Raw genomic sequence first — 22,457 nt, 5'->3', positions numbered from 1 at the left:
TTTGCCCAAATCTCTCATCTCACACTTAATCCTTCATCAAGGTATTTTATAAGCGGGTAAATAAATAGCTCTATTACTCTTCTTTTGCCTGTTTTAATCTCAGCTGTTACACTCATTCCTGGTTCAATATCTTTTAATTCACCCTCAACCATAAGATTAGTTTTATCAAGACTAATTTTTACTTCATATATCTCACCTAAATTTTCATCTTTTATAGCATCATTTGCTATATGAATTATCTTGCCATTTAATTTTCCATACTTTTGAAAATTAAATGTATCTACCTTAATGGCTACATCTTGATCTAGTTTAAGAAAGCCTATATCTTTATTTAAAACCGTAGCTTTTATTATTAAAGGTGTATTAGAAGGTATTATTGATAAAAGCGTCTCACTTGTAGTTACCACGCCACCTTCGGTATTTACCATTAGCTTTCCAACATAGCCTTTAACAGGAGATTTTATAAGTTGGTTTTTACCTTGAAATTTTAAAGCATTAATTTGAGCTTTTAAATCACCTGCTTGTTTTTGTTTAGTTACTAATTCGTCTAGATATTTTGATTTGGTGCTCTCTTTAAAAACTAAAATTTCCCTTTTTAATTCATCAATTTTCTTTGTAGTTTGGCTTTTATTCTCATTTGCAACTGCGAGTTTGTTTTTTATATCATTTAGTTCGTTTTTAGCAGATTCATACTCTTTATAAGCTATTATATCTTTAACTTTTTCTAATCTACTTACTCTATCTTTTAAGCTTTTAAAAAGAAGTTCTAAATTTAATATTTCAGAGTTTATAGCTTTTAAATTTGAAATTAATTGATCAACTTTTAGATTATACTGTAAGATTGAATTTAAATAGCTATTTTTTTGGTTTAAATAAAGGCTTTGTTCATATTTATTTAAAGGAGTAGTAAGATTTTCATCATAGCTTAAAGCTAATAATCTTTCTATACTCATATTAAGTGTTTGTAGTTCTAACTCTTTTACGCTAAGACTTACTTCACTTACAGTTGGGTCTATTTGCATAAGAGTAGTGTTTTTATCAACCCTGTCTCCTTCTTTAATGAATATTTTTGAAACAATGCCATTTTCAAGTGGTTTTAATATCTTTATCTCTCCACTTGGTATTACCTTACCTCTTGCACTAACTACAACATCAACTTTAGCTAAAAATAACCACAAAGTTCCAAAAACAATTATAGCTACTACTATCCAAAGTATGCTTTTACCAAGGGGATTAACTGGTTTATCTTCTATCTCAATAAGTAATGGTTTAAACTCATAAGAATCATCACTAAATTTTTTAAATATTTTAAACATAAATTCCTATTTTACAAGTGGTTAAAATATCCACCATTATTAAATTATTAATATGTAACATAATGTTTATTAAATTTTAACTTATTTACCTTAAATATAAGACGCTATTTTTAGTTTATTTAGAAATTTCTATGGAAAAGATACAAATTTACAAAAAATATAAAAATATTAACAATAAGTAATCAAAATATAACTAAAAAGATTTATAATTTCAAAAGTTATAAATTTGTATCATATACAAATTTATACATTACTATTAAGGACTAAAATTTGAAACAAATCTTTACAAACTCAATAAACTCACTTAAATTTATAAACTTAATAATATTAACACTAATACTTTCATCTTGTGATGATAATAATAAATCACACTTCACAGTTACAGCTGATACTGTCATCAAACCAGGATCTGAAATTTCAAAGTATGTAACTCAAGATGAAATTAATAGCTTTGGATTTAGATACTGGGATATAGATTATAACTCAAAGCCAAATATAGTTGAAGAGCCACTTAAAGATATAGAGCTTAAAAAACTTCTTAAGTCAAAAAATACAAATAAAATTTTATCTTTTATGAAAGATAATAATATTAGTGTTGATTATAGACTGTATGGTGGAGTTACGCCATTAATGTATGCTAGCTTTTGGGGAGATAAAAACACAACAAAAGAGTTAATTAATCTTGGTGCAAATATCAGAGCTAAAGATGAGCAAGGTTTAAACCCTTTTGCTTATGCTTTATCTATGAATAGTATAGGAGTAGTTAAAATTTTACTTAATAATGGGATTAAATTTGAAGAATCAAAAGTTATACAATATTATTTAACAAATTTACCAAATTATTACAATATTGAAAAATTAATAATAGATGGTGATAATGTTGAAATTATCTATAAAGATATAGAGTTCAATCACGACCATTCTAAACCAGCAGTTTATGTTTTTGACTATTTAGTTTATAGTAACTCTTATGAAATTGCAAAATTAGCATTAGATAGTGGTTATAAACCATACACTTATAATCATATAAATGAATACGACCAAGTAGAAGTTGGAAATTCCATAAATGATATTTTTACAAAAGAAGATATTGATGATATAATGGAAACTACAAAACAATCAAAGCGTGAAATGTTTGACTATAATCTTTCTATGGATGAATTACGCTATGATCATAGTTTATATAAACCCCTAGAAGATATCCCAAACCACGAACCAATGCTAAATTTACTCCTAGAACACAATATCTCAGGACAACCATCAAAAGAGCTAATGAAAAAAGAGTATGATGAGTGTTACCAAAACAAAATCAATTTTGTCAAAGACGATTACGATTTGTATTATGGAAATTTTATGGCTATTGAAAGATTAAAACAATATAGAAAAGAAGAGTCAAAAGCAATACCTATTTCAAAAGAAGAATACAATAGATTTAGACCAAAAACACTAAAGGCTTACAATGAATTTTGTCCTGATGAAAATAGTACATTTAAATCAACAAAAGAAGTTATAAACTATAAAAACTGGATAAGTAAAATAAAAGAAGTTAGTGGATTTGTATACTACAATAGAGATAATCCAAATAAGGTGATTTATCTTGACAAAGATAAATCTAAAAACTGAATTAAAAATTAAAAAGGATAAACAATGAGTGAAGCAACATTTAATAAGCAAAAGTGGAAAAATAAAAACTAGTAGAGTTTAATACTAGACTAAATAAAATATATCGTGAAAAAGGGATTAAAACCTATTAGTAATAATCATCTTTAAGATGAAAAGATGTAAAATACTTAAAACACCAAATTTAACCATCAATCAAATTTAGAATTTAGCTCCTTTATTTTGCTGATTATATCATATTTCACTGCACCCTACCTATACATTGAGCTCCTTATTATAAGAAAATGACTTTTCGTGTTATTAAGACAATTAAGCTATAAAACTAAAAAATAAATTGAAAAGCTAAAAAGCTTCCTATGAAGAGTTAATTACAACAAGACAAAACTTAATTTAATAAGCTATATAGCCAATAAATGGGGCTATAAATACACTTAAAGCTGTAAAAGTATTCTATTTTTAATTAAATTTATCCACATTATAGCATACTTTCTTAAAAATATGTCTAAATTTTAAATTTTATATGACAACATTATTTAAAAAAGTAGCTCTTTTTTTAACTTCCTTGGGTAGATATTTGGCATAAGAGCGATAAGTTTCATTTAAATCCTTATGCCCCATCATTTTGCAACCAACCCACATAGGCTCTTCACCACGACTTAGCATCACAGAAGCAAAAGAGTGACGAGTATCATAAAGCCTACGCTTATTATAGCCAAGTTTTTCTTGTAAATTGTTGAATTTGACTCTAATCATAGAGCGAGACAGCTTGAAAATTTGTTCATTTTTATTAGTACTATCAAGTTTTATAAGCTCTTTATATACAATATCAAGCATATCAATAATTCTATTGCTTGATTTAGTTTTAGGTGAATCGACAACACCTAAATCAGAAAGAGTTTTATTGATACGAATTTGTCTATTTTTAAAATCAAGATCAGCGTAAGTAAGAGCAAAAATCTCACCAGTCCTAGCACCAGTAAAGAACGCAACAACTAAAAATAACCTAAGCTCTTCATCATCAGCATTTCTAATAAGAGTCAAAATCTCATCAAGATTAAATGGCACAAATTTATCAGCCTCTTGTGGCTCGTATTTTTGTTTAAACCTAGGAATAAAAAATGGATTTTTAGGGATTAAATCATTATTAACAGCATAACGAAATAGCATCTTAAAAAAAGAGCAATAGCCACCAATAGAGCTCTCTTTTAAGCCCCTATCCTTGCAATACTGCACAAATTCAACGCTGTGATGCCTTTCAAAGTCAGATAAATAATAAATATCCTTATTTTCCAAAAAATCACTAACCACATTACTCATCGTACGATAAAAATTAACAGTTTTATCCTTTAAAAATGATTTCTCTTGCAAGACTTTATCAATAACACTATCAAAGCTAAATTCACTCGTATTTTTTATAGATTTAGTGCTTTCCTCCCCTTTTCTTAGCCTACGATCAACCTGTTCGTCCTCAAGCTTATAATATTCACGCTGAGCTTGTTCTATATCTGCACGAGAGCCAAGAAACATCTCGTAATTTTGGCGAATGAAATTAAAAGCTAGAGCTGATTTTTTAAGACCAGTAGAACGGCGTATCCTAACGCCATCTTTTTGACAATCAATATAAAATCTACCTTTATGAAGATATATATTTTTATTTTTTTCTAAATTTTTCATAAAAATATTTTAGCAAAATTTCATAAATAAAGCCATTATTACTAATTAATATAAATAAAGTCTTAAAAAAATAAATTAATATTTTATTATAAGTTTTCCAAATAAGAGTAAAATAGCCCTTTGAAGCTTAAATAACCAATACACAAAGGTTATAATCATAAAAATAATAAAAAATGAGCTAAATTTAGCCTAAGCTTTACAAAATGTTCCGATAAATAGAATTTTTAATTTAAGTTTAATATGGTTTAAAATATATTAGATTGCGATAAATAGGCAATAAAAAGCATTAAGCAAAAACTAATTAAAAAGTTTAAGTTTTTACAAAATGTTCCGACCCTACCTACTTATATAAAAAACAATATAAAAAGGGAAAGAAGTGGTTGAGAATTTTTTAAAATTTAAAATTCAAAAAAAAAAAAAATTCAATGTGATTTTAAAAAATTTTAAGATTATATTTTTTAATTGTAAATTTAGAAATTTTTAAATTCTTATCGTAAGTTATAGTTCAGGAGCTGATTTTTTAAAAAATTATAATATTAAGTGGAATTTTTTATTTAAGATTAGTTTAAGCATTTTAGAGCAATTCTTAAATTTTTATTAATTATATATAACTAAAACTTATAATTTATATTTTAGAGCAAAATTTTAAAAAATTAAATAGCAGGTCTATTTTTTGAGATTTAAACAAGATTTGATTAATTTAAAGGGGGTAAAAACAGCTTTAAAAAATTAATTCAAGTAAATACTCAAAAAAAGAATAAAATTGATTGTAGAGCATTTAAAAGCGTTTTTTATAAATTTAGCTATTTTTGTATTTTTTGTATGCCACTTTTTAAAGCAAGTTTAAATTTTTTTAAGGATAGAATGCTAAGTGTAGTAATAATTATATATGCTATTAGATATTTAATAATTAGGAGAAAAAAATGGCTGAAGATTTAACTCAGGAACAATTAGAAGAATGGGGATATTTAAAAGAGCAAGAAATGGTAGCAAAAGAGCCATCTACAAAAAAATACAATACACAAAATATTCAGCAAAATAATACACAAAAATCAGAGCTTGAAGAAAACGAAGAAAAAGAAAAACAAGCACAGAAGAGTTTTAATCGCTCAAATGAAAATTTAAACAAAGATACAAAAGAAGCTTTGGAAATTTTAAGTGAAAAATTAGAAATTAATGAGCAGATAAAAGATAGACAAGATGAGCTAAATGAGATTAAAAATCCAAGAATAACAAGAGATAAAGTAAGAGATAGCATAAACGAAGTAGAAAGTAACGAAGTTTTAAAAGAAAGCTTAGATATTTTAAAAGAAAAAGAACAAGTTGAAGAGCAGATAAAAGCAAAAGAAAAAGAAATTAAAGAAAAACAAGAGCAAAAGACTGAAGACAAGGAACAAAACCAAGAAATACCAAAAGAAGATAAGACAAAAGAAGCCGAGCAAATTGATTGGAATAAAAAAGCCGATGAACTAGAGCTGCAACACGAAAAAGAACTAGAAGATTTAAAAGACAAACAATCAAGACTTGAAGCAAATTTCCAAAAATCAATTGATAATCTTATGAACAGCAATGGAATTACTGGAGTTATAACAGCACTTCAAGAAATGGATAGAAGCTTAGAAATAATGCTCAAACAAGGCAAGGAAGAAAGCGAAACTAAAAATAGACAAAGAGCAGAAAAACTAGAACTTGCTTTTGATAGTCCAAAATTTAAAGATGTTGTGAGTGATTTAGTAAAAGAAGTTTATGATGAAAGAAAAAAAGTAAAGGGCGGATTGGATGAAATGGAAAAAGAACGCTCAAATTTTGCAAAACTAAGCACAACATATGATAAGTTGACAAAAAATAAAGAATTAGACCTAGATGGATATCAAAAACTTAAAAAAATGATGGATGGCATAGAAAAAGAAACTCCAAATTTTAAAAATACATATCCAAAAATGCATAAAAAAGTAAGTAAAACACTAGAAAAAGAAAAAGAAAACATACTCAATAAAACACTAAATAAAACAAAAGATCAAGAAAAAGATAGATCGCTAGAAAGGGAGTTATAAAATGACACCAAAACAACAAAGAGATGCAGTTGAAAAAATACTAGAAGAAAGTCAAAAGATAGTTAAAGATGATTTTTTAACTTTAAGAAAAGAATATATAGAGTTAAATCAAGGCTTAGCAGTAGCTTATGATTATGATAAAGATAAATCACAAAAATACACAAATAACGCAAATCAAATGATAGAGCAATCAAAAAAACAAGATAGTATGGGAAAATGGGAAAGAGATGAAGACACTAACGAAAAAATACTAATTCCACACAAAGATGATGAAAAACTATATGACAAATTTAGAAAAGAAAACAGAGATCTCTATAAAAAACTAGATGATGAGTTCTCATCTATGAAGACAGAATTATCCTTTTTTAGAGATACAAAAGAAAAAATAGATGAATTTAAAAGAAACCCATCAGAAAGAAGCGGATCAAGTCTTTTAAAAAATTTTATAGAGCTTGAAGAAAGCAAAGCATTCACAAAAACAGATAAACAAGGTTATTTAAAATTAGAAACTTCAGGAAAAGAAATCAATAAAGAAAGATTTTATAAAAACTACCCAGAAACTATAGAAAAACTAGAAAAAAGCATAGAAATACATTTAAAAAATCAAGAAAACAATAAATACAAAGAAAAAGGGAGAGAAATATGAAAAAAGTAATGCTATCTATCGCCACAGCATCGGTACTTTTTTTAAATGGTGCAAATGCAGGTGGAATACCAACGATTGATGTTGCTGCGATAGCTCAAGCTGTTACGAGCTATACCCAATCCTTAAAGGACTATTCAGAACAAATCAAACAATATGAGCAGATGGTTAAAGATACTCTAAATTTTGAAAAACAGATGAAAGAATTTGGAGTTGATATGAATGATGTTAATCAAATTTTAGGTGATGCAACAAAGATGATAGATGATATGAAAAACATATACAGTAGCGTACAAAACATTCCTGAAGACATTATGGGCGATATTGCAAGAGTTAAGACTGCTTGTTCATTTTTAGAAACAAATAGCCAGTTCTTTGGTCACACTGTAAAAACAACAAGCTCAAAGATAAAAGACAAAGTCAACCAATGCACATTTGCATTAAGAAATGGGGCAAATGTAAGCAAAAGCATAGAAGAAATTACGCAAAAGATGAATGCATCACTTGATCCAATAGAAAGAGCAAACTACAAAGCTCAAATAGCAAATATAAAAAATGCTGAAAGATTTTTGCAAGAAAGAAGCAATATAGAAAAGACAAACACTCTCCTAGCTTTTGAAGACACTTTTAACAACGCAGATAAAACGAACAGATACTCAAAAGCAAGTATGCAAAATGACCTTAAAAATTTAGCTACCCAGCTAAGCAAGGCAAATAATCAAAAACAAGCCCAAGCACTTACAAATTCAATATTACTTAAAATTTTAGAAAATTTACAACACCAATACGAACTTAATATTAACTATACAAGCACTATGGCAACAGCAAGTAGGCAATTAAATGAACAAAATAGCTTTAAAAATATAGATGAAGCTAGTTTTAATCAAACTGTAGTGGAACATAAACGAAATGACACACTATTTGAGCCAACAACAAAACAGCTTCCAAAAGATGAACTAGGACTACCAAAATTCATCTTTAAAAAAGATAATTAAAAAGGGAAAAAGAATGAATAAAGTACAACTATGTGGATATTTAGGGCGAGATTTTGAATTAAGATACAGCAAACTTGGCAATGCAGTAGGCATAAATTCACTTGCAATAAGTAAGAGATTTAAAGACAATATGGGGCAAGAAAAAGAACGAACTGAGTGGATACCAATAAAGCTATTTGGTAGAACTGCCGAAGTTGCAAATCAGTACTTTAAAAAAGGATCTCAATTTTTATGCTCAGGAGAGCTATATACCGATGATTATGTTGATAGTAATGGAGTTACTAGATATACATGGGGTGTTAATGTTAAAGAGTTTTATTGGCTAAACAATAAAAGGGAAAAGGAAGAAGTAAGAGTTGATACAGATGAGAGTGTGGCAAATAATAGACAAGCTAAAAATACAAGCTATGGAAATTTAGAACCTGCCTTAGACCAAGAAATTTGTAATAATGATTTTATAGAAGAGCAGAATAATTTTTAAGAAATGCAATACAAAGTATTTAAAGGAGCAATAATGAAAAAGAAAATTTTAACCATGACTTCAGCTTTAATTCTAGCAAGTAGCCTAAGTGCTGGGGATATGCTAACAGGTGATACCAAACTTGCTTGTGAAGCAATTTTATGCCTAAGTAGTAGCACAAGACCAGGAGAATGTAGTCCAAGCATTAATAGATATTTTAGTATAAAACACAGAAAATGGAGTGACACTGTAAATGCTAGAAGAAATTTTTTAAGACTTTGCCCAGTAGATGGAGCTGATGAAAAAGATCCAGTCTTTGCTGATTTAAGAGATAATGTACTTCCAAATGTAGACGCTAGAAAATGCACCGCAGATTACATTAACGATCATCCCGAAACAAAATGTGTAAAAGAAAATTGTGGCGAAAGACGTTGCAGATGTGTAGAGTATGAGTATAGACCAGCAACAAAAATGCCAACAGGATGTGAAGCATTAATAGCTCACTCATATACAAATATCCGACCAGTAAATACTTGTGGCACTACAAGATGGTATAGCGAAAATGAGTGGAATCATGGAAAAACAAACATAAAAATATCAGAAGATGAATTTAAAAAGCTAAAAGCAAAAGGAGCTACTAATATAAGCTCATATGCTAACAATAGTAAATTTTGTAGAAGAAATAAAAATATGAATTTTTGTAATAGTTTTTATAAATTTGATGAAATTAAAAAAGATTGTTGGATAAATAAGGATTAAAAAGATGAGTTCATTATATCCTCCAATAATCATTGAAGTAGAAAAAGAAATCATAGACGATTTTTCTGACTTTTTAGCTGAATATGAAGTTATAGATACTTTAGACATTATAGAAAAATCTAAAGCTGATAAATTTACACCCATAGTTTTAGAAAATTTTGATAATTTTAAAATGCACGGTGGAGCTGTAACTTATTATAAAGCACACTATAGCAATGAAAAATTTACTGATATTTTTAATGGCAAATTTAAAGAAATTGATGAACTTATAGAAAAATATAAAAATGATGAAGTGCTATATACACTCTATGTGTGGGATACGATTTACGCAAAGGCTTGGGAAGTAATCAACAAGGAATAAAAAATGCAAAAAGAAAGGGAAGAAAAACTCAAAGGACAAATTAAAACACTACAGGAAATCAAAGCAAAAAAACCCAAATCCCAAAAAGAAGTAGATCAAGATTATGTAGGGATATTTTATTCAAATATTTACAATACGACAAGGGGCTGGGAAGCGATAAACAAATTTCCAGAATACATATACAAAAATGTCAATGAAAATAAAGCAGAAAATGCTTTAAAAGAGACTTTAAGTGCTATTACTAAAACAGATAGTGTTAAAAACCTGCAATTAGCCCTGTATAAAAATATGTGCAGTTTAGAAGTAAGCAAAGACAAAGATGAACTAACAATTAATATACTTCCCCTTTCTTCAAAGTATCAATTTAAAGATGGAAAAATTGGCTCACAAAGACAAGGAGATGATGAAACAATAACACTTAAAAATTTAACATTTCACAAAAACGAAATAGATAAAATAAATTATCAAAATGTTACAAAAGAAGTAGATAATTTTATAAAAAATATTGACAAATATATACCATTAGTTGAGAAAGAATTAAATAGCATAAAAAAAGAAGAAGTAAAAAGCAAAGAAATAAATATCAATAAGGCAGAAATACAACCAAACAAACAAAATTTAATAGAGCTACCACTAGATGAAATTTTAATAAAAAATGGATACTACGAAAAAAGAAACAAAAGTAGTCGTAACTATAAAACACTTACAAACGACCAAGACGATACAATTATAGTATCAAGACAATCAAATGGACATTATCTGTATTTTAACCCCAACGATGACAGCGATAGGGGAAATATATATAATTTTACAAAAAATCGTGGCATAAAAGCAAACGATCTACTAAGTAGTGAAAATATAGATATAAATAAGTTAAAAAGCAGTATAGAGCCAATAACAACAATATCTCAAAGTAGTAGAAAAGCAATAGAAAACTATAAAAATTTAGAACAAATAGCAGAAAATTCATTTTTAACTACAGCAAGAAAAATAAGTCCTGAAATTTTAAAAGAATTTAATGATTTAAAGCAAGATAACAAATACGGTAACGCAGTAGTTCCAAGTTATATATGCAAGAATCATTCACGCAAGGATGGCGAAATTCAGCTTTTAACACAATCAGGAAGCATAAGCTACCTATCAAAGCCTTTAATGCAAGATACGCAAGGAAAGCAATATGACAAACCAATTAAACAGCTTTGTAATGGAAACAAAGGATTAGAAATTTTAAAAGCCAATGGTTCGCAAAAAAATTTAAAAGATTTTAAAAATATAGTTATTTGCGAGAGCATGATAGATACTTTATCATACTGCGAATTAAAAGGTTTAAATTTAAAAGAGACTTTATTATGTTCAACAAATGGTCAAATAACGAGTAGCCAAAAAGAAGTGTTTAAATTTTTAAATGAAAAAGCAGTAAATGCAAATATTATCCTAGGCTTTGATAATGACAAAAAAGGGAAAGAATTTGATGTAATAGCAAAAGAAATAATCCCTAGAGCCACCACTGACAAAGCTATTTTAAAGGATTTTAGCGATGATTTAGTGATAGGTAAAGCATTAGGGCTAAAAGCCAATGAAATCACCAAAGAAAGCCTTACAAAGCCATTAAATGATTTTAGTAAAAAGGTTGAGTACTTATCAAAAAAGTACGAATTTTTAGAGCCACAAGCCAAACATGAAAGGGTAAAAGAATTGTTTGGATATAACATCCCTAAATTTAAAGATATTGCACCAAAAATACAACCTATAGCAGGTATGAGAGATTGCTTTAAAAGATTAAAACTTTTAGAAAACAAAATAAGTAACGAATATTCAAGAAATATATAAAATAAGAGCGTTAGGAAAATCCCAACGCTTGTGGATTTTTGTGCATTCATATTATAGCTAAAAATTAGCCAAAATACAACAAATTTAAAAGAACAAATTAAGAAAAAGGAAACTTAAATGGATAAAAGTTATAATAAATTTGAACGAGCATATGAAATCATTACAGAGCTTATAAAAGAATCACCTCTTCCACTAGATCCAATAGAGCTTAGCAATATAGAAACTAAAGAGCTAAAATATTTAAAAAAATCACTTGAACTTATGGCTTATTATTTACACACAATAGGATTTGAATTTAAGGGCATAGCCGAAGAAATACTAATTCCATTATATGAAGAGATAGAAAAAAGAGAAACACATAAAAATAAAAAGTAAAAGAAAATAAAAAACAACTAAAAACAAACTAGATTCTAACTTCAAATAAACTCATAAATAAACTCATTTTAAACTAACAAAAAACTCAAAATTAAAACTAACTATACACTAATAATAAACTTATTTTAATAAAAAATACAAGATTTAGTAGTAAATTTAAGTATATAAAATTCAAAAAAGGGAGAAAGAAACAGAAGATAAGATAATTGTTATATAAAATGATTGGTTTTTTAACTTTAAGATATAATTAAGTTTTAATAAATAGGCTTTTATCCCCTTTTTATCGTGCTTTACAAGTGATTTAATAAATTGAAAAAATTACAAAATGTTCCTAAAAATATAATCTATATGGCAAATAGATAGAAATATATAAAAAATGTAAATAAACTACATATACACTACAAATACACTTAAAATAAACTAAAATCTATACTTATAATTTACTAAATATATACTTAAATATACACTACAAATACACTTAAAATAAACTACATTTAAGCTATAAGTTGCTATAATTTTATATAATTTTAACAATAGGAAATAAAAATGAAAAAAAATATGTGCTTTGTAGGTATATTTATTTTAACAGGGTTATTTATGACAGGATGTAACAAGGAACAAGAGTCTAAAGATGTCGGACTTGTAAAGTTAGAGAATATAAATCCAACCATAAAGCAAGAAAATTACGATGCTATGATTAATAAATTAAAAGAAAAGGTTACAAATAAAGATTTTGAATTTTATCATGTGCAGACGCTATTTAATGGTGAAAATTGGAAAAATTACACATCAGACGCTGCATTTGGAAAGTTTACAGCGTGGAAACAAGAAGGCAAGTTAATAGGCGACCAAGCAATTGTAGTCGTGGTAGTGGATAAAAATAATAAAAAAGTAGGTTCTGTATATGAAATAAAATGCTCAAAATATGGAAAATTTGAATGCGATCCTGAGCATATAATAGTGGTACCAAATGGAAAATAGTTTTAATCTATGAATAGAATAAGCAAAGGATAAAATATGATTTTAACAAAAAAAGACATATTAAAATATCTATCAGAAATAAAACCACGCCTTCAAAAAGATGGCATCAAAGAGATAGGCTTATTTGGGAGCTATGCTAAGGATTATGCTGATGAATATTCAGATATAGATATAGTTATCTTAGCAGACAAAAAAGAGTTTTTAGAAAGACTAACTGCTTTTAAGGCAATTAATTATTTAGAAGATTTAAGAATAAAAATTTCAAAAAAATTTAATAAATCTGTAGATATGTGTGATTTTTATTCAGAAAAAGAGATAAAAGAAGACAAAATCGTAAAAGGAGCAATTTATGTCTAAAGGCATTACAAGACTAGATAGAGCAATTCAAAAAATAGAAGAAATAGAAGAAATATGTGAGCTAAAAGGAGTTGATAAAGCTTTAGAAGATGAATTGTTGGCAAAACCAGCAATAATGAAGCATTTAGATGTAATTCATCAACAATTTGAAAAGCTAGAAAAAGACCAAGAATACGAAATTTTAAGTAAATTTGATAAAGATGAATTAAAAGGATTAAGGCAGGTTAGAAACTGGTCTTCACATAACTACGATAATATAAAAAATCAATTTGTAAAAAATGCTATAGAAGTAAATCTTCCGAAACTCAAAGAAAGCATACAAGAAGTTTTAAAAGAAACAAAAAAAGAGCTATGCAAAAATTTAGAGAAAAATATTGATTATTTTACTAAAAAACAAGATGTTTTAATGCCACAAGCAAAGACAGATCTTATAAAAAACATAAAAAAAGAGTATGAAAAACTACAAGAGTATAAAATTGAACTAGATAAGCCATATAACGATAAAATAAAAAATATTATTAAGAAAAATTCAAAAGAAAATCAAAGATAAAAGGGAGAAAAACTACTCCCTTCCAATATCTCTCTTAATTTCAGTTCTACTTTTATTTTTTGATTTATCTCTTTTTATATTGCGGCTAAATCTAGCCTGTAAATCAGCTTCTTTTTTTATCTTTAAAAGCATTTCATTAGGCTCTTTATTAAGCAGTTTTACACCATGAAAATACTCTTTAAACAAAAACTCATCCCCTTTTAACTTTTGGCTTTTTAAAAGCCTTTTAGCAGTGTATTCAAACCTCTTCTCGCACACATTAGTGATAAATTCTTTATTATCATTTAGTCTTTTTTTAAATTCTTTTTTTTCATTTTCTCCAAGATCTGAATGCTCTAAAATATATAAATTTTTATCCAAAATTTCAAGCTTTTTACCAAGCTTAAAAAGGCTTTCATTAGAACCTAGCATACGAGTAATAATCAAGCTATCATCAAAGTATTTTATAGCATCATCATCTTTTTTATTGCGAAGCACAGAAATAGCCCTTCTAACTTTTTTATAATTTTCAAAATCAGCCTTACTTGCACCTCGGTTTTTAGGATGGAGCTGGTTATAGTTGCGGTTAAAATTTTCAAGTAAAGTAAGAGCGTTTGATCTATCTTTATAATTTTCAAGCTTCATCTCATTAAGCCTAGTAGCTTCAAATGATATATTTTTTATTTTTTTAATCTCAGCTAAAATTTTATTTTGTTTATCTTTAATTTCTTTATTACTAGCTTTAAGTTCCTTAGCGAGTTTAAAGGCTTTTTTATTTCTTTTTTTAGAGTATTGTAAAAATAAATTTAAAAGCTCTTTATTGGCTTTTTTAAGTTTTTCAAGCTCATCATTCATAGCTTCAATACGGCTAGACGAGATTTTATATTTCTCTTTATTAATACCCTGCATTTTATCATAGTAATCGTTTATTTTATCCTTTGCAGTATAGTCATCAACTTCAAGCTTAATATTAGATTTTATATTATTAAACTCACGCTTTAAATCTTTTTGTAAGAAATTTTTATTTTCATAATTTAATCCACGAATAGATAAAGCATAGGCAAAATTAGTCCTAGTATCATCAAAAAAATCCATAATCTCACTTTTTGAATTAAAGTGAATTTTTTTATTTGTAAATTGATTTCTTTTATTTAAAACAACATGCACATGGGGATTGTTTTGATGAGTGTGAGCTACAAAAGCATACTTATGACCTGCAAAATTTGTTCCAAGCACATTTTTAACGCTATCTTGTAAAGCCTTTAAAGTTTGTTCATCACTGCAAGACTCTTTTATAGAAAACATTAAATGCCATGCATCTTTTGAGTGTTGATTTTTTCCAAAATCTTTTTTCCATTCAGCCATAACTTCATCACTGCTTACTCTCTCCCCTTTTTCATTTATAGCATATCCATCAAGTGAATTTTTTAAAGCATAATCAATGCATCTTTTTATAGAAGTTTGTGGTAAATTTGAAATCATTTTCAAAACAGATTGTTTAGAAAATTTATTTTTTGAAAAATTAATATGAGTTCTAGAAAATCCTCCACCACTTCCAAAAGAAACATTTTTATGTTCAGATTTTGTAAATTTAGTCCGACCAGCTCTTATAGCTTTTAACTCATCAAAATATTTATTCCAATCAATACTACTCAAAAAATTCTCCAAAAAATAAAAATAAAAATTTGAAACAAAAAATTTATTTGTAAAAAATGTTAGCGTAGAAAAAGTTAAAAAAAGATAAAAGCAGAAGTAAGGCAGGATAACCCCCTTTGTATGTCGCTTTTTAGCATAAACGCCTAAAAATAGGCATTTATGACTGATTTTTGAAATTTTAGCAAATTTCAAAAATAAAATAAAAAGTTGTGCTTTTTATTTTTAAGCAATCAAAGTATTTTTAAAAAAAATTAGAAAAAACAAAAATATATTTGTAAAAACTTTAAAAGAGCTATGAAAAATTGAAAAGATATGAAAAAAAATAAAATATGAGAAAAAATTTAAAACTAAGTAAAATAAAAAAAGTAAGAAAAAAATTAAAAAATATGAAAAATTGTATCGGAACATTTTGTAAAAGGAAAATTTTTAAAAAACTTCAAGCAAACATCGATAAGCTAATTAAATCAAAAAAATTAAAAAGTAAATGAAATCTTAAATAAAAATAAAAGCAATCTTTGAAACAACGATTAAATCACACTTTTAAAAATTTAAATTACAAAATGTCCCTTTAATGAATTTGATATAGTGCTAATTAAAATTTAAATTTAAAGGAAAAAAATGTTAAAAATAATTAAAAGGCTGTATTTGTTTTTAATTTGCTCTCCTGTATTTCTTTTTAGTGCTCCAGCAGGTGGTGGCGGTACAAATATTTTAAAGACGCTAACAACTTCCGCAAACGAACAAATCACAGAAGCAGGTAGTAGCCTAGCGAGTATAATCAATACAGTATCAATTGTCTTTGGTGTGCTTTGGATAATTATATTGCTTTTAACTGCATTTTTTAATGTTGAAGCTCTAAAAAATCATGCAAAGCTTATCTTTGGTGCATTAGTAATTATTGGTATTGTTTACGGACTATCTGCAGCTGCAATGTAAAAGAATAAAAAATGATAGTAACTAATTGCTATATGGATCTAACTAAAAAAACAAAAATAGCAGGACTAACAACTACAAGCTTATTTATTTTAATAATATTTGGGTTTATAGCTTGGTTTATTCTTATTTTATATTCATTAGTTGCTGTAGCAATTGCTTATTGCTTCTTTTTTGTTTTAGAATTTTTTGATGAAGATATCTATGAGATAATCGGCTCAAAAATGAAAATACCTCAAAATAAATTTTACGCATAGGTTAAGTCATGGCTCGTGGAATAATTGATGTAATAAAAGACTGGAAAAACAAAAAACAAAAAGAAAAGATATTAAAAGAGATAAACAGCAATGAAACTGATATAAAAGATAATCTCAAAAAATCAGATGAAAATTTATTAAAAATCAATCTTTTAAATAAAAAAGCAGATAAATTAATTATGCTTAAAGAACCTGAAATTTATACACTTGCAAAAGAAAATAATATTGCTTGTAAATATGGTGATGATGTAATAATCACAAAAGATGGAAATGTTTGCATAGCAGTAGAGTTAAAGGGGACAAGTTATGCTGGAATTAGCTTAGATGATGAGACTGATTATCTACTTAATCGTGTAATGTTTTTTACGACACTAAAAAATGATGTAGAAATTAACCTAATAATTAAAAAAGACAAAAAACAGATAGAAAAGATAAAAGATAGAGACATAAATCCATATGCAAAAGAGATAATAGAAAAATGGGAAAGAGATCAAGATATTTATTCTATCAGATATTTTTTGATTATCTCAACAGTCACAAAAAACATAACAGGAGTACTTGAAAGTTTTAAAACAAAGATGACTGTTGAAGAAAATGGTGAAAGTAGTGAGAGTGTAAATTTAAAGCAAAAAATGGAGCTATTAAATGAAACACTTTTAAACATAAATAATTATTTATCAATTTATAGCCCACGCCAAATGAGTGCTGATGAAATTTTAAATTTTTATGCCACGTACTCAAACGCAAAAGATACAAACTTAAGATACACAAACGAATTAATTACAGATTGTTATATAAGCTCATATGTGGAATTTAAAAAAGATTATATAAAATTTTATAGAAATGATGGTTCGGTAAAATACGCAAGGTTTATAAGTGTAAAGGCTTATGAAACAGAACAAATAAAATCACTAATTACAACAAATTTAATCAAGAGCGATAATGAATTTATGGTAATGGTTTATTTAAAAGCTTATGAGAAAAGAAAAGCAATTAAAAAAATAAAAGATACAAAAACATTCTCAGTTGATCTAGTAAAAGCAGAACTTGATGAGCTAATGGAGCTAGTTCAAGCAGATAGAGAAAACCTTGTTCAAACAAGCTTTTCTGTGTACTCCTTAGCCGATGATTTAAAAGAATTAGAAAACAAAACTAATGAATTAAAAAACATACTTGAAAATCAAGGACTAAATGTTGTAAGAGAAACTATCAATCAAAAGGCTTTATATTTTAGCTTTTTCCCTAGCAGGGGAAATTTAAATGCAAGAAAAAAGACTTTAAACATAAGCAATTTATCCACAATAGCAAATTTTGAAAATGAAGTAACAGGTTTTAATAAAAATGATTGGGGAGATGAAGCAGTAACTACATTTAAACATATCAATGGAACGCCATTTTTATTCAATTTTCACTTCCAGCCAGACGGAGACAAACCAGCAGGACATACAATGATAATGGGCGGAACTGGAAAGGGAAAAACAACACTGGCTGAGTTTTTAATGACGAATTTATTTAAATATCCAATAAATATTTTTGCGATGGATAAGCTTCGTGGTATGAATAATTTTACAAATTATATGGATGGAGAATACCATGATAGTGAGAGTAAAAGCTTTAAACTAAATCCATTCACGCTTCAAGACACTAATGAAAACAGAGAATTTTTAAAAACATGGCTTAAATTTATGGCTGAAATTAAACCTGAAGAGCATGATGAAAAAAAAGATATAAATAGCACAGTAGATAGGCTATACGAAATGAAAGAGTCAGATCAAATTATAACTCTTAGTGATTTTATCGACTCACTTCCAGTTGATGGTGATGGAAAATCAAGACTAAAAACAAGATTTGATAACTATAAAGACTCAATATTTGATAACAAAGAAGATGCCCTAAATTTTACCAAACAGCTATCAGTCTTAAACATGGACGGAATACTAACCAATAAAAAAATATCAGCCCTAACAGCGATTTATATATTTCATAAGCTTAAAAATCAAGCCAAAAACAGCGATAAGGGCTTTTTTTGTTTTATAGATGAATTAAAAGATTATTTGCAAGATGAGACAATGAGAGAAAAAATACTTGAAAGCATACTAGAAGTTAGAAAAATAGGCGGAGTAATGTGCATGGGCTTTCAAAGTTTAAGCCTATTTAATCAAATTGATAATGGCTCGTCGTTTTTAGATAACATTGCAAATTTTATTATTTTTCCAACAAATAATGCAGAAGCACAAGCTGAAATGCAAAATATGCTAGGACTAGCACCAACAGAGATTAAATTTTTAAATGAAAGTAGCTCAAATTCAAGAGAAGTTCTTTTAAATATGAAATTAAGAAACGAAAGTGCAAAGCTAAATATAGATTTATCAAGACTTGGTAAGTATATAAAAGCATTCTCATCAAGTAAAAATAATGTAATTTTAATAAGAAAACTTAAAGAAGAAAGTCCAAAACATTGGCGAAAAATATACTTAGAACAATCAAGTTAAAAAGGGGTAAAGAATGAGTAGAATTGTAGTTGTTATGGCGTTTTTAATGCTGCTTATGAGCGGATGTGCCAATAAGCCAAGCAAGATAGAAAAGATAAGCCCTTGTGCTTATTGTGATTTTTCAAAATAGGATTTAAAATGGCATTTGATGATAAAAAAGTAGACCCAAATTTTATTTTTAAAATGGAGCGAAATATAAAAGCATATATGTTTTACATCATAATTGCTCTATCAGTAGTGAGTGTAAGCCTATCAATTGCCATAGCACTATTAACACCACTAAAAGAGACAAAACCTGTGCTTTTAAAATTTAGTGAAGCAGACTCCAGGTTTGTAACAATGAGCGATACAAATCTCAATGTGAGAAGCGATGAACAGCTATTAAAAAGCATTCTTGCTGGATATGTAAAAAATAGGGAGATGATAAATAGAATCGATGATATAGAAAGATACAACGAAATAAGAGTTCAAAGTAGCAGACAGGTATGGGAAGCATTTCAAACACTAGTAGCCGATCCAAGTTCAATTTATACCACAAAAAACTATTATAGGGATATTCAAATTATCAATGTATCGCTTTTAAGCCAAACAGTAGCAACGGTTGACTTTCAAGCAATAATCACAAATCCATCAGAAACTGAAAAGACATATAGGAAGTATAGAAGTGCAATAGAGTATGACTTTGAAAATCAAAGTGGAAATTTTAAGGACAATATACAAAATCCAACAGGTTTTAAAGTTAGTCAATATAGAGTTACGCAAATAATGGAAGAGAGTAAAAAATGAGAATAGTTAAATTATCACTCATGACATTTATAGTTATAGCTTTAAATTTAAATGCTCAAGGGCTAAGTCAAGAACAAATCAATGAAGTTAAAGCTATCATGAAGCAAACTCAAGAGCTTGTAGGTGAGCAACAAAACACACAAGCAGGAATGGGAGAAAACATATTTAATGACAAAACAAAAGATATAAATAAAAATGTTCAAAAAAGTGTAGGTGTTAATCCTTTGGGGCTATTTGGTAAAGAAGAGCATTCTCAAATAACAAATTTAAAAGAAAACTCACAAATCCCAAAAGAAGAGTATATAGACTTTGAAAACTCAGTTGCAACCCCACCTAGAGAGTATGGAAAAGAAGAGTTAGAACTAATGCAAAGTGCAATAAGAACTCAAGACTTAAAAGCACTACAAAAGAAATTTCACTCAAAAAAATATAGTGGATATGAAAATACATCTATAATAAACTATACACCAAATAAAACACATAAAATAAGAACACGCCACGCAATGGCAACAACGATTATATTTGAAAGCCCAATAGAAAACTATATACTTGGAGATAAAACAGGCTTTAAAGCTGAAATTGTGCCAAACAAAGAAGAAGCAATAGCAATAATCCCACAATTAATAGGTATTGATACAAGTCTAACACTTTTTACAAGAGATGGAAAAATTCATACATTTTATCTGTTTTCAACAGATTACAGAAATTCAAATGATCCAAACTTTGTAATATATATAAAAGATGAAGAGACAAGAAGAATAAAACAGGCAAAAATAGAAAAAGAAAGTAATGAGTATAAAATCATAAAAGATGGAATAGCAGAGCTTAAAATCAAAAAAAGCGATATTTATAGCGGATATGTACAAAAAGCCGAAAAAGAGAATGAGTGGCTATTATCAGCTGAAATTTTTGATGATAAAAAATTTACATATTTTAAATACCCAAAAGACGAAATGCCTCAAATTCCTGCAATTTTTGCAGTAATTGATCTGCAAGATAGCCCAGTAGAAACAAGAGTAATAGGAGATTACATAGTAGCTGAAACAGTAAGCCCTAGATTTACAATTAAAAGTGGAAAAAGTTATATATGTGTAGGACGAAAGGAAACAAAAATAGAAAAAGAGCGTAAGGAAATAAGAAAAAACTTAAATAGAGCAAACCAAAATAAAAACGATAATTTTTTAACACCAAACAAAGAAAAACAAAAAGAAGCTATTAAAAAATTAAGGGGATTTTAGATGAAAAAGGGAAAAAATTGGCTGTTTTTTAGCATTTTTATCTTGTTATCTCTTCCCCTTTTTGCAGAAGAGCTAAGTGATGAGCAAATAAGAAATTTACAAAATGAAAAAGACTTAAACCATCTTTTTGAAAATTCAAAATTTCCAGTTGATGATTATATTTATAAAGCTGGAAAGAGAAAACCAAACCAAGAAAGCCAAGATTTAACCAAAATTTTAAAACAAAAAGCAGATGAATTACCACAAGCCGCAAAATCAGTAGAGCAAATAGCAAACGAACAAGAGCAAATGGCACAAAGAGCTAAAGAAAAAGAAGAAGAGCTAATAGAAAAACAAGCAAATTTAAAACAATCTATGCAAATAGATAGTCAAACTGCATACGAAAACAAGATGAGAAGACTACTAAGAGCTCAAATTTTAGCCAATAGAAACAATGAAATCAAAAATGCAGATCAAGCGTCTTCTAAGTATGGAGTAGATGGCTTTTCTAATCAGCAAAGCATAGATATAAGCACAAATGAACATAGACTATACAGAACAATAAGAGCTGGACGAATGATACCTGCAATTTTAACAACAGCTATAAGTAGTGATTTAAGCGGAATAGTAACTGCTCAAATAGAGCAAGACATATATGCAACTATGGGTAGAGCTGTATTGATACCTCGTGGAAGTAAGGCTATAGGCTTTTATGAAAACAATACAGAAATAGGACACGAAAGACTAGAAATTAGATGGAGAGAGATAATTACACCGCAAGGTGTTAACATCTTACTAACAGACGCATTAGTAGCAGATAATATGGGAATGACAGGAGCAATAGGGGCAGTAAACAATAAATACTGGGAGAGATATGGCATACCTTATACAATCTCAACACTTACAAACGCACTGCTTTTGGTAATTGCTTCAAAGGTTGATAAAGGTGGTAGTTCTTATACGCAAGAGATATACTCAGACTCAAGAAGCGATATAGGAACAGTAGTCCAAGACATGATACAACAACAAAGCAAAATAAAACCAACAATTGAAATCCAAAGTGGTAGTAGGGTATTTTTAGTGCCAACAAATCATATGTGGTTTAGCAAACCAAAAAACGGAGAAGTATTGATGAAATACTTTGAAGAGTAATAAAAAACAA

Annotated in this window: 21 protein-coding genes; 18 read left to right on the top strand and 3 right to left on the bottom strand. The window is 27.8% G+C overall.

What is annotated here, in order from left to right; translation table 11 throughout:
* Nucleotides 1-14: 14 nt before the first annotated feature.
* On the bottom strand, nucleotides 15-1,316 hold the full coding sequence (locus tag CCORG_RS06895) for an HlyD family type I secretion periplasmic adaptor subunit (protein ID WP_025802906.1): 1,302 nt from the start codon (nucleotides 1,314-1,316) through the stop codon (nucleotides 15-17).
* 270 nt (nucleotides 1,317-1,586) lie between these two features.
* Here CCORG_RS06895 and CCORG_RS06890 point away from each other — a divergent pair, with 270 nt between their 5' ends.
* Nucleotides 1,587-2,939, top strand: coding sequence for an ankyrin repeat domain-containing protein (locus CCORG_RS06890; RefSeq protein ID WP_232088120.1), 1,353 nt, complete (start codon nucleotides 1,587-1,589; stop codon nucleotides 2,937-2,939).
* Nucleotides 2,940-3,452: 513 nt separating this feature from the next.
* On the opposite strand, the gene CCORG_RS06885 is transcribed toward CCORG_RS06890, so the two are convergent.
* Nucleotides 3,453-4,610 (bottom strand): tyrosine-type recombinase/integrase, encoded by a 1,158-nt coding sequence (locus tag CCORG_RS06885; protein ID WP_025802908.1) that lies wholly within the window; start codon nucleotides 4,608-4,610, stop codon nucleotides 3,453-3,455.
* 923 nt (nucleotides 4,611-5,533) lie between these two features.
* On the opposite strand from CCORG_RS06885, the gene CCORG_RS06880 reads away from it, so the two are divergent.
* From CCORG_RS06880 to CCORG_RS06830, 11 genes are all read left to right on the top strand, one after another.
* Nucleotides 5,534-6,664: a coiled-coil domain-containing protein gene (locus CCORG_RS06880; protein ID WP_025802909.1), complete on the top strand. Its 1,131-nt coding sequence runs from the start codon at nucleotides 5,534-5,536 to the stop codon at nucleotides 6,662-6,664.
* 1 nt (nucleotide 6,665) lies between these two features.
* Nucleotides 6,666-7,310 (top strand): hypothetical protein, encoded by a 645-nt coding sequence (locus CCORG_RS06875; protein ID WP_025802910.1) that lies wholly within the window; start codon nucleotides 6,666-6,668, stop codon nucleotides 7,308-7,310.
* Nucleotides 7,307-8,302 (top strand): type IV secretion system protein, encoded by a 996-nt coding sequence (locus CCORG_RS06870; protein WP_025802911.1) that lies wholly within the window; start codon nucleotides 7,307-7,309, stop codon nucleotides 8,300-8,302. The genes CCORG_RS06875 and CCORG_RS06870 overlap by 4 nt, the downstream gene beginning before the upstream one ends.
* Nucleotides 8,303-8,315: 13 nt before the next feature.
* Entirely contained in the window at nucleotides 8,316-8,783 is a 468-nt protein-coding gene (gene ssb / locus CCORG_RS06865; protein WP_025802912.1) for a single-stranded DNA-binding protein, read from the top strand.
* Between the two features lie 33 nt (nucleotides 8,784-8,816).
* Nucleotides 8,817-9,521, top strand: a complete 705-nt coding sequence (locus CCORG_RS06860; RefSeq protein WP_025802913.1) for a TrbM/KikA/MpfK family conjugal transfer protein — start codon at nucleotides 8,817-8,819, stop codon at nucleotides 9,519-9,521.
* A 4-nt stretch (nucleotides 9,522-9,525) separates the two neighbouring features.
* Nucleotides 9,526-9,882 (top strand): hypothetical protein, encoded by a 357-nt coding sequence (locus CCORG_RS06855; protein WP_025802914.1) that lies wholly within the window; start codon nucleotides 9,526-9,528, stop codon nucleotides 9,880-9,882.
* Nucleotides 9,883-9,885: 3 nt separating this feature from the next.
* Nucleotides 9,886-11,712: a toprim domain-containing protein gene (locus CCORG_RS06850; protein ID WP_025802915.1), complete on the top strand. Its 1,827-nt coding sequence runs from the start codon at nucleotides 9,886-9,888 to the stop codon at nucleotides 11,710-11,712.
* Between the two features lie 117 nt (nucleotides 11,713-11,829).
* Nucleotides 11,830-12,087: a hypothetical protein gene (locus CCORG_RS06845; protein ID WP_025802916.1), complete on the top strand. Its 258-nt coding sequence runs from the start codon at nucleotides 11,830-11,832 to the stop codon at nucleotides 12,085-12,087.
* Between the two features lie 546 nt (nucleotides 12,088-12,633).
* A complete protein-coding gene (locus CCORG_RS06840; protein WP_025803842.1) occupies nucleotides 12,634-13,068 on the top strand; it encodes a hypothetical protein in 435 nt (144 codons plus the stop codon).
* Between the two features lie 36 nt (nucleotides 13,069-13,104).
* Entirely contained in the window at nucleotides 13,105-13,425 is a 321-nt protein-coding gene (locus CCORG_RS06835; protein WP_025803841.1) for a nucleotidyltransferase family protein, read from the top strand.
* On the top strand, nucleotides 13,418-13,975 hold the full coding sequence (locus CCORG_RS06830) for a HepT-like ribonuclease domain-containing protein (RefSeq protein ID WP_025803840.1): 558 nt from the start codon (nucleotides 13,418-13,420) through the stop codon (nucleotides 13,973-13,975). Before CCORG_RS06835 ends, CCORG_RS06830 begins: the two co-directional genes overlap by 8 nt.
* Before the next feature lie 12 nt (nucleotides 13,976-13,987).
* Here CCORG_RS06830 and CCORG_RS06825 read toward each other — a convergent pair whose 3' ends face one another.
* The gene (locus CCORG_RS06825; RefSeq protein ID WP_025803839.1) at nucleotides 13,988-15,610 is read right to left on the bottom strand and encodes a relaxase/mobilization nuclease domain-containing protein; all 1,623 of its coding nucleotides are present in this window, start codon (nucleotides 15,608-15,610) and stop codon (nucleotides 13,988-13,990) included.
* 645 nt (nucleotides 15,611-16,255) lie between these two features.
* On the opposite strand from CCORG_RS06825, the gene CCORG_RS06820 reads away from it, so the two are divergent.
* The 6 genes from CCORG_RS06820 (at nucleotide 16,256) to CCORG_RS06795 (ending at nucleotide 22,447) form a co-directional block, all read left to right on the top strand.
* Nucleotides 16,256-16,546, top strand: coding sequence for a hypothetical protein (locus CCORG_RS06820; protein ID WP_320153889.1), 291 nt, complete (start codon nucleotides 16,256-16,258; stop codon nucleotides 16,544-16,546).
* A gap of 11 nt (nucleotides 16,547-16,557) precedes the next feature.
* Complete coding sequence (locus tag CCORG_RS06815) at nucleotides 16,558-16,800, top strand: hypothetical protein (protein WP_024962960.1); 243 nt, start codon at nucleotides 16,558-16,560, stop codon at nucleotides 16,798-16,800.
* Between the two features lie 8 nt (nucleotides 16,801-16,808).
* Nucleotides 16,809-19,292 (top strand): VirB4 family type IV secretion/conjugal transfer ATPase, encoded by a 2,484-nt coding sequence (locus CCORG_RS06810; protein WP_034971836.1) that lies wholly within the window; start codon nucleotides 16,809-16,811, stop codon nucleotides 19,290-19,292.
* A 138-nt stretch (nucleotides 19,293-19,430) separates the two neighbouring features.
* Nucleotides 19,431-20,078, top strand: a complete 648-nt coding sequence (locus CCORG_RS06805; protein WP_025803837.1) for a VirB8 family type IV secretion system protein — start codon at nucleotides 19,431-19,433, stop codon at nucleotides 20,076-20,078.
* The gene (locus tag CCORG_RS06800; RefSeq protein ID WP_025803836.1) at nucleotides 20,075-21,316 is read left to right on the top strand and encodes a TrbG/VirB9 family P-type conjugative transfer protein; all 1,242 of its coding nucleotides are present in this window, start codon (nucleotides 20,075-20,077) and stop codon (nucleotides 21,314-21,316) included. The genes CCORG_RS06805 and CCORG_RS06800 overlap by 4 nt, the downstream gene beginning before the upstream one ends.
* Nucleotides 21,317-22,447, top strand: coding sequence for a DNA type IV secretion system protein ComB10 (locus CCORG_RS06795; RefSeq protein WP_025803835.1), 1,131 nt, complete (start codon nucleotides 21,317-21,319; stop codon nucleotides 22,445-22,447).
* The last annotated feature ends 10 nt before the right edge of the window (nucleotides 22,448-22,457 follow it).

Origin of the sequence: Campylobacter corcagiensis, from assembly GCF_013201645.1 — a bacterium.
Classification (GTDB): domain Bacteria; phylum Campylobacterota; class Campylobacteria; order Campylobacterales; family Campylobacteraceae; genus Campylobacter_B; species Campylobacter_B corcagiensis.
Note: the sequence above shows the minus strand (reverse complement) of the source record. Positions and strands in the feature narration are given on the sequence as shown.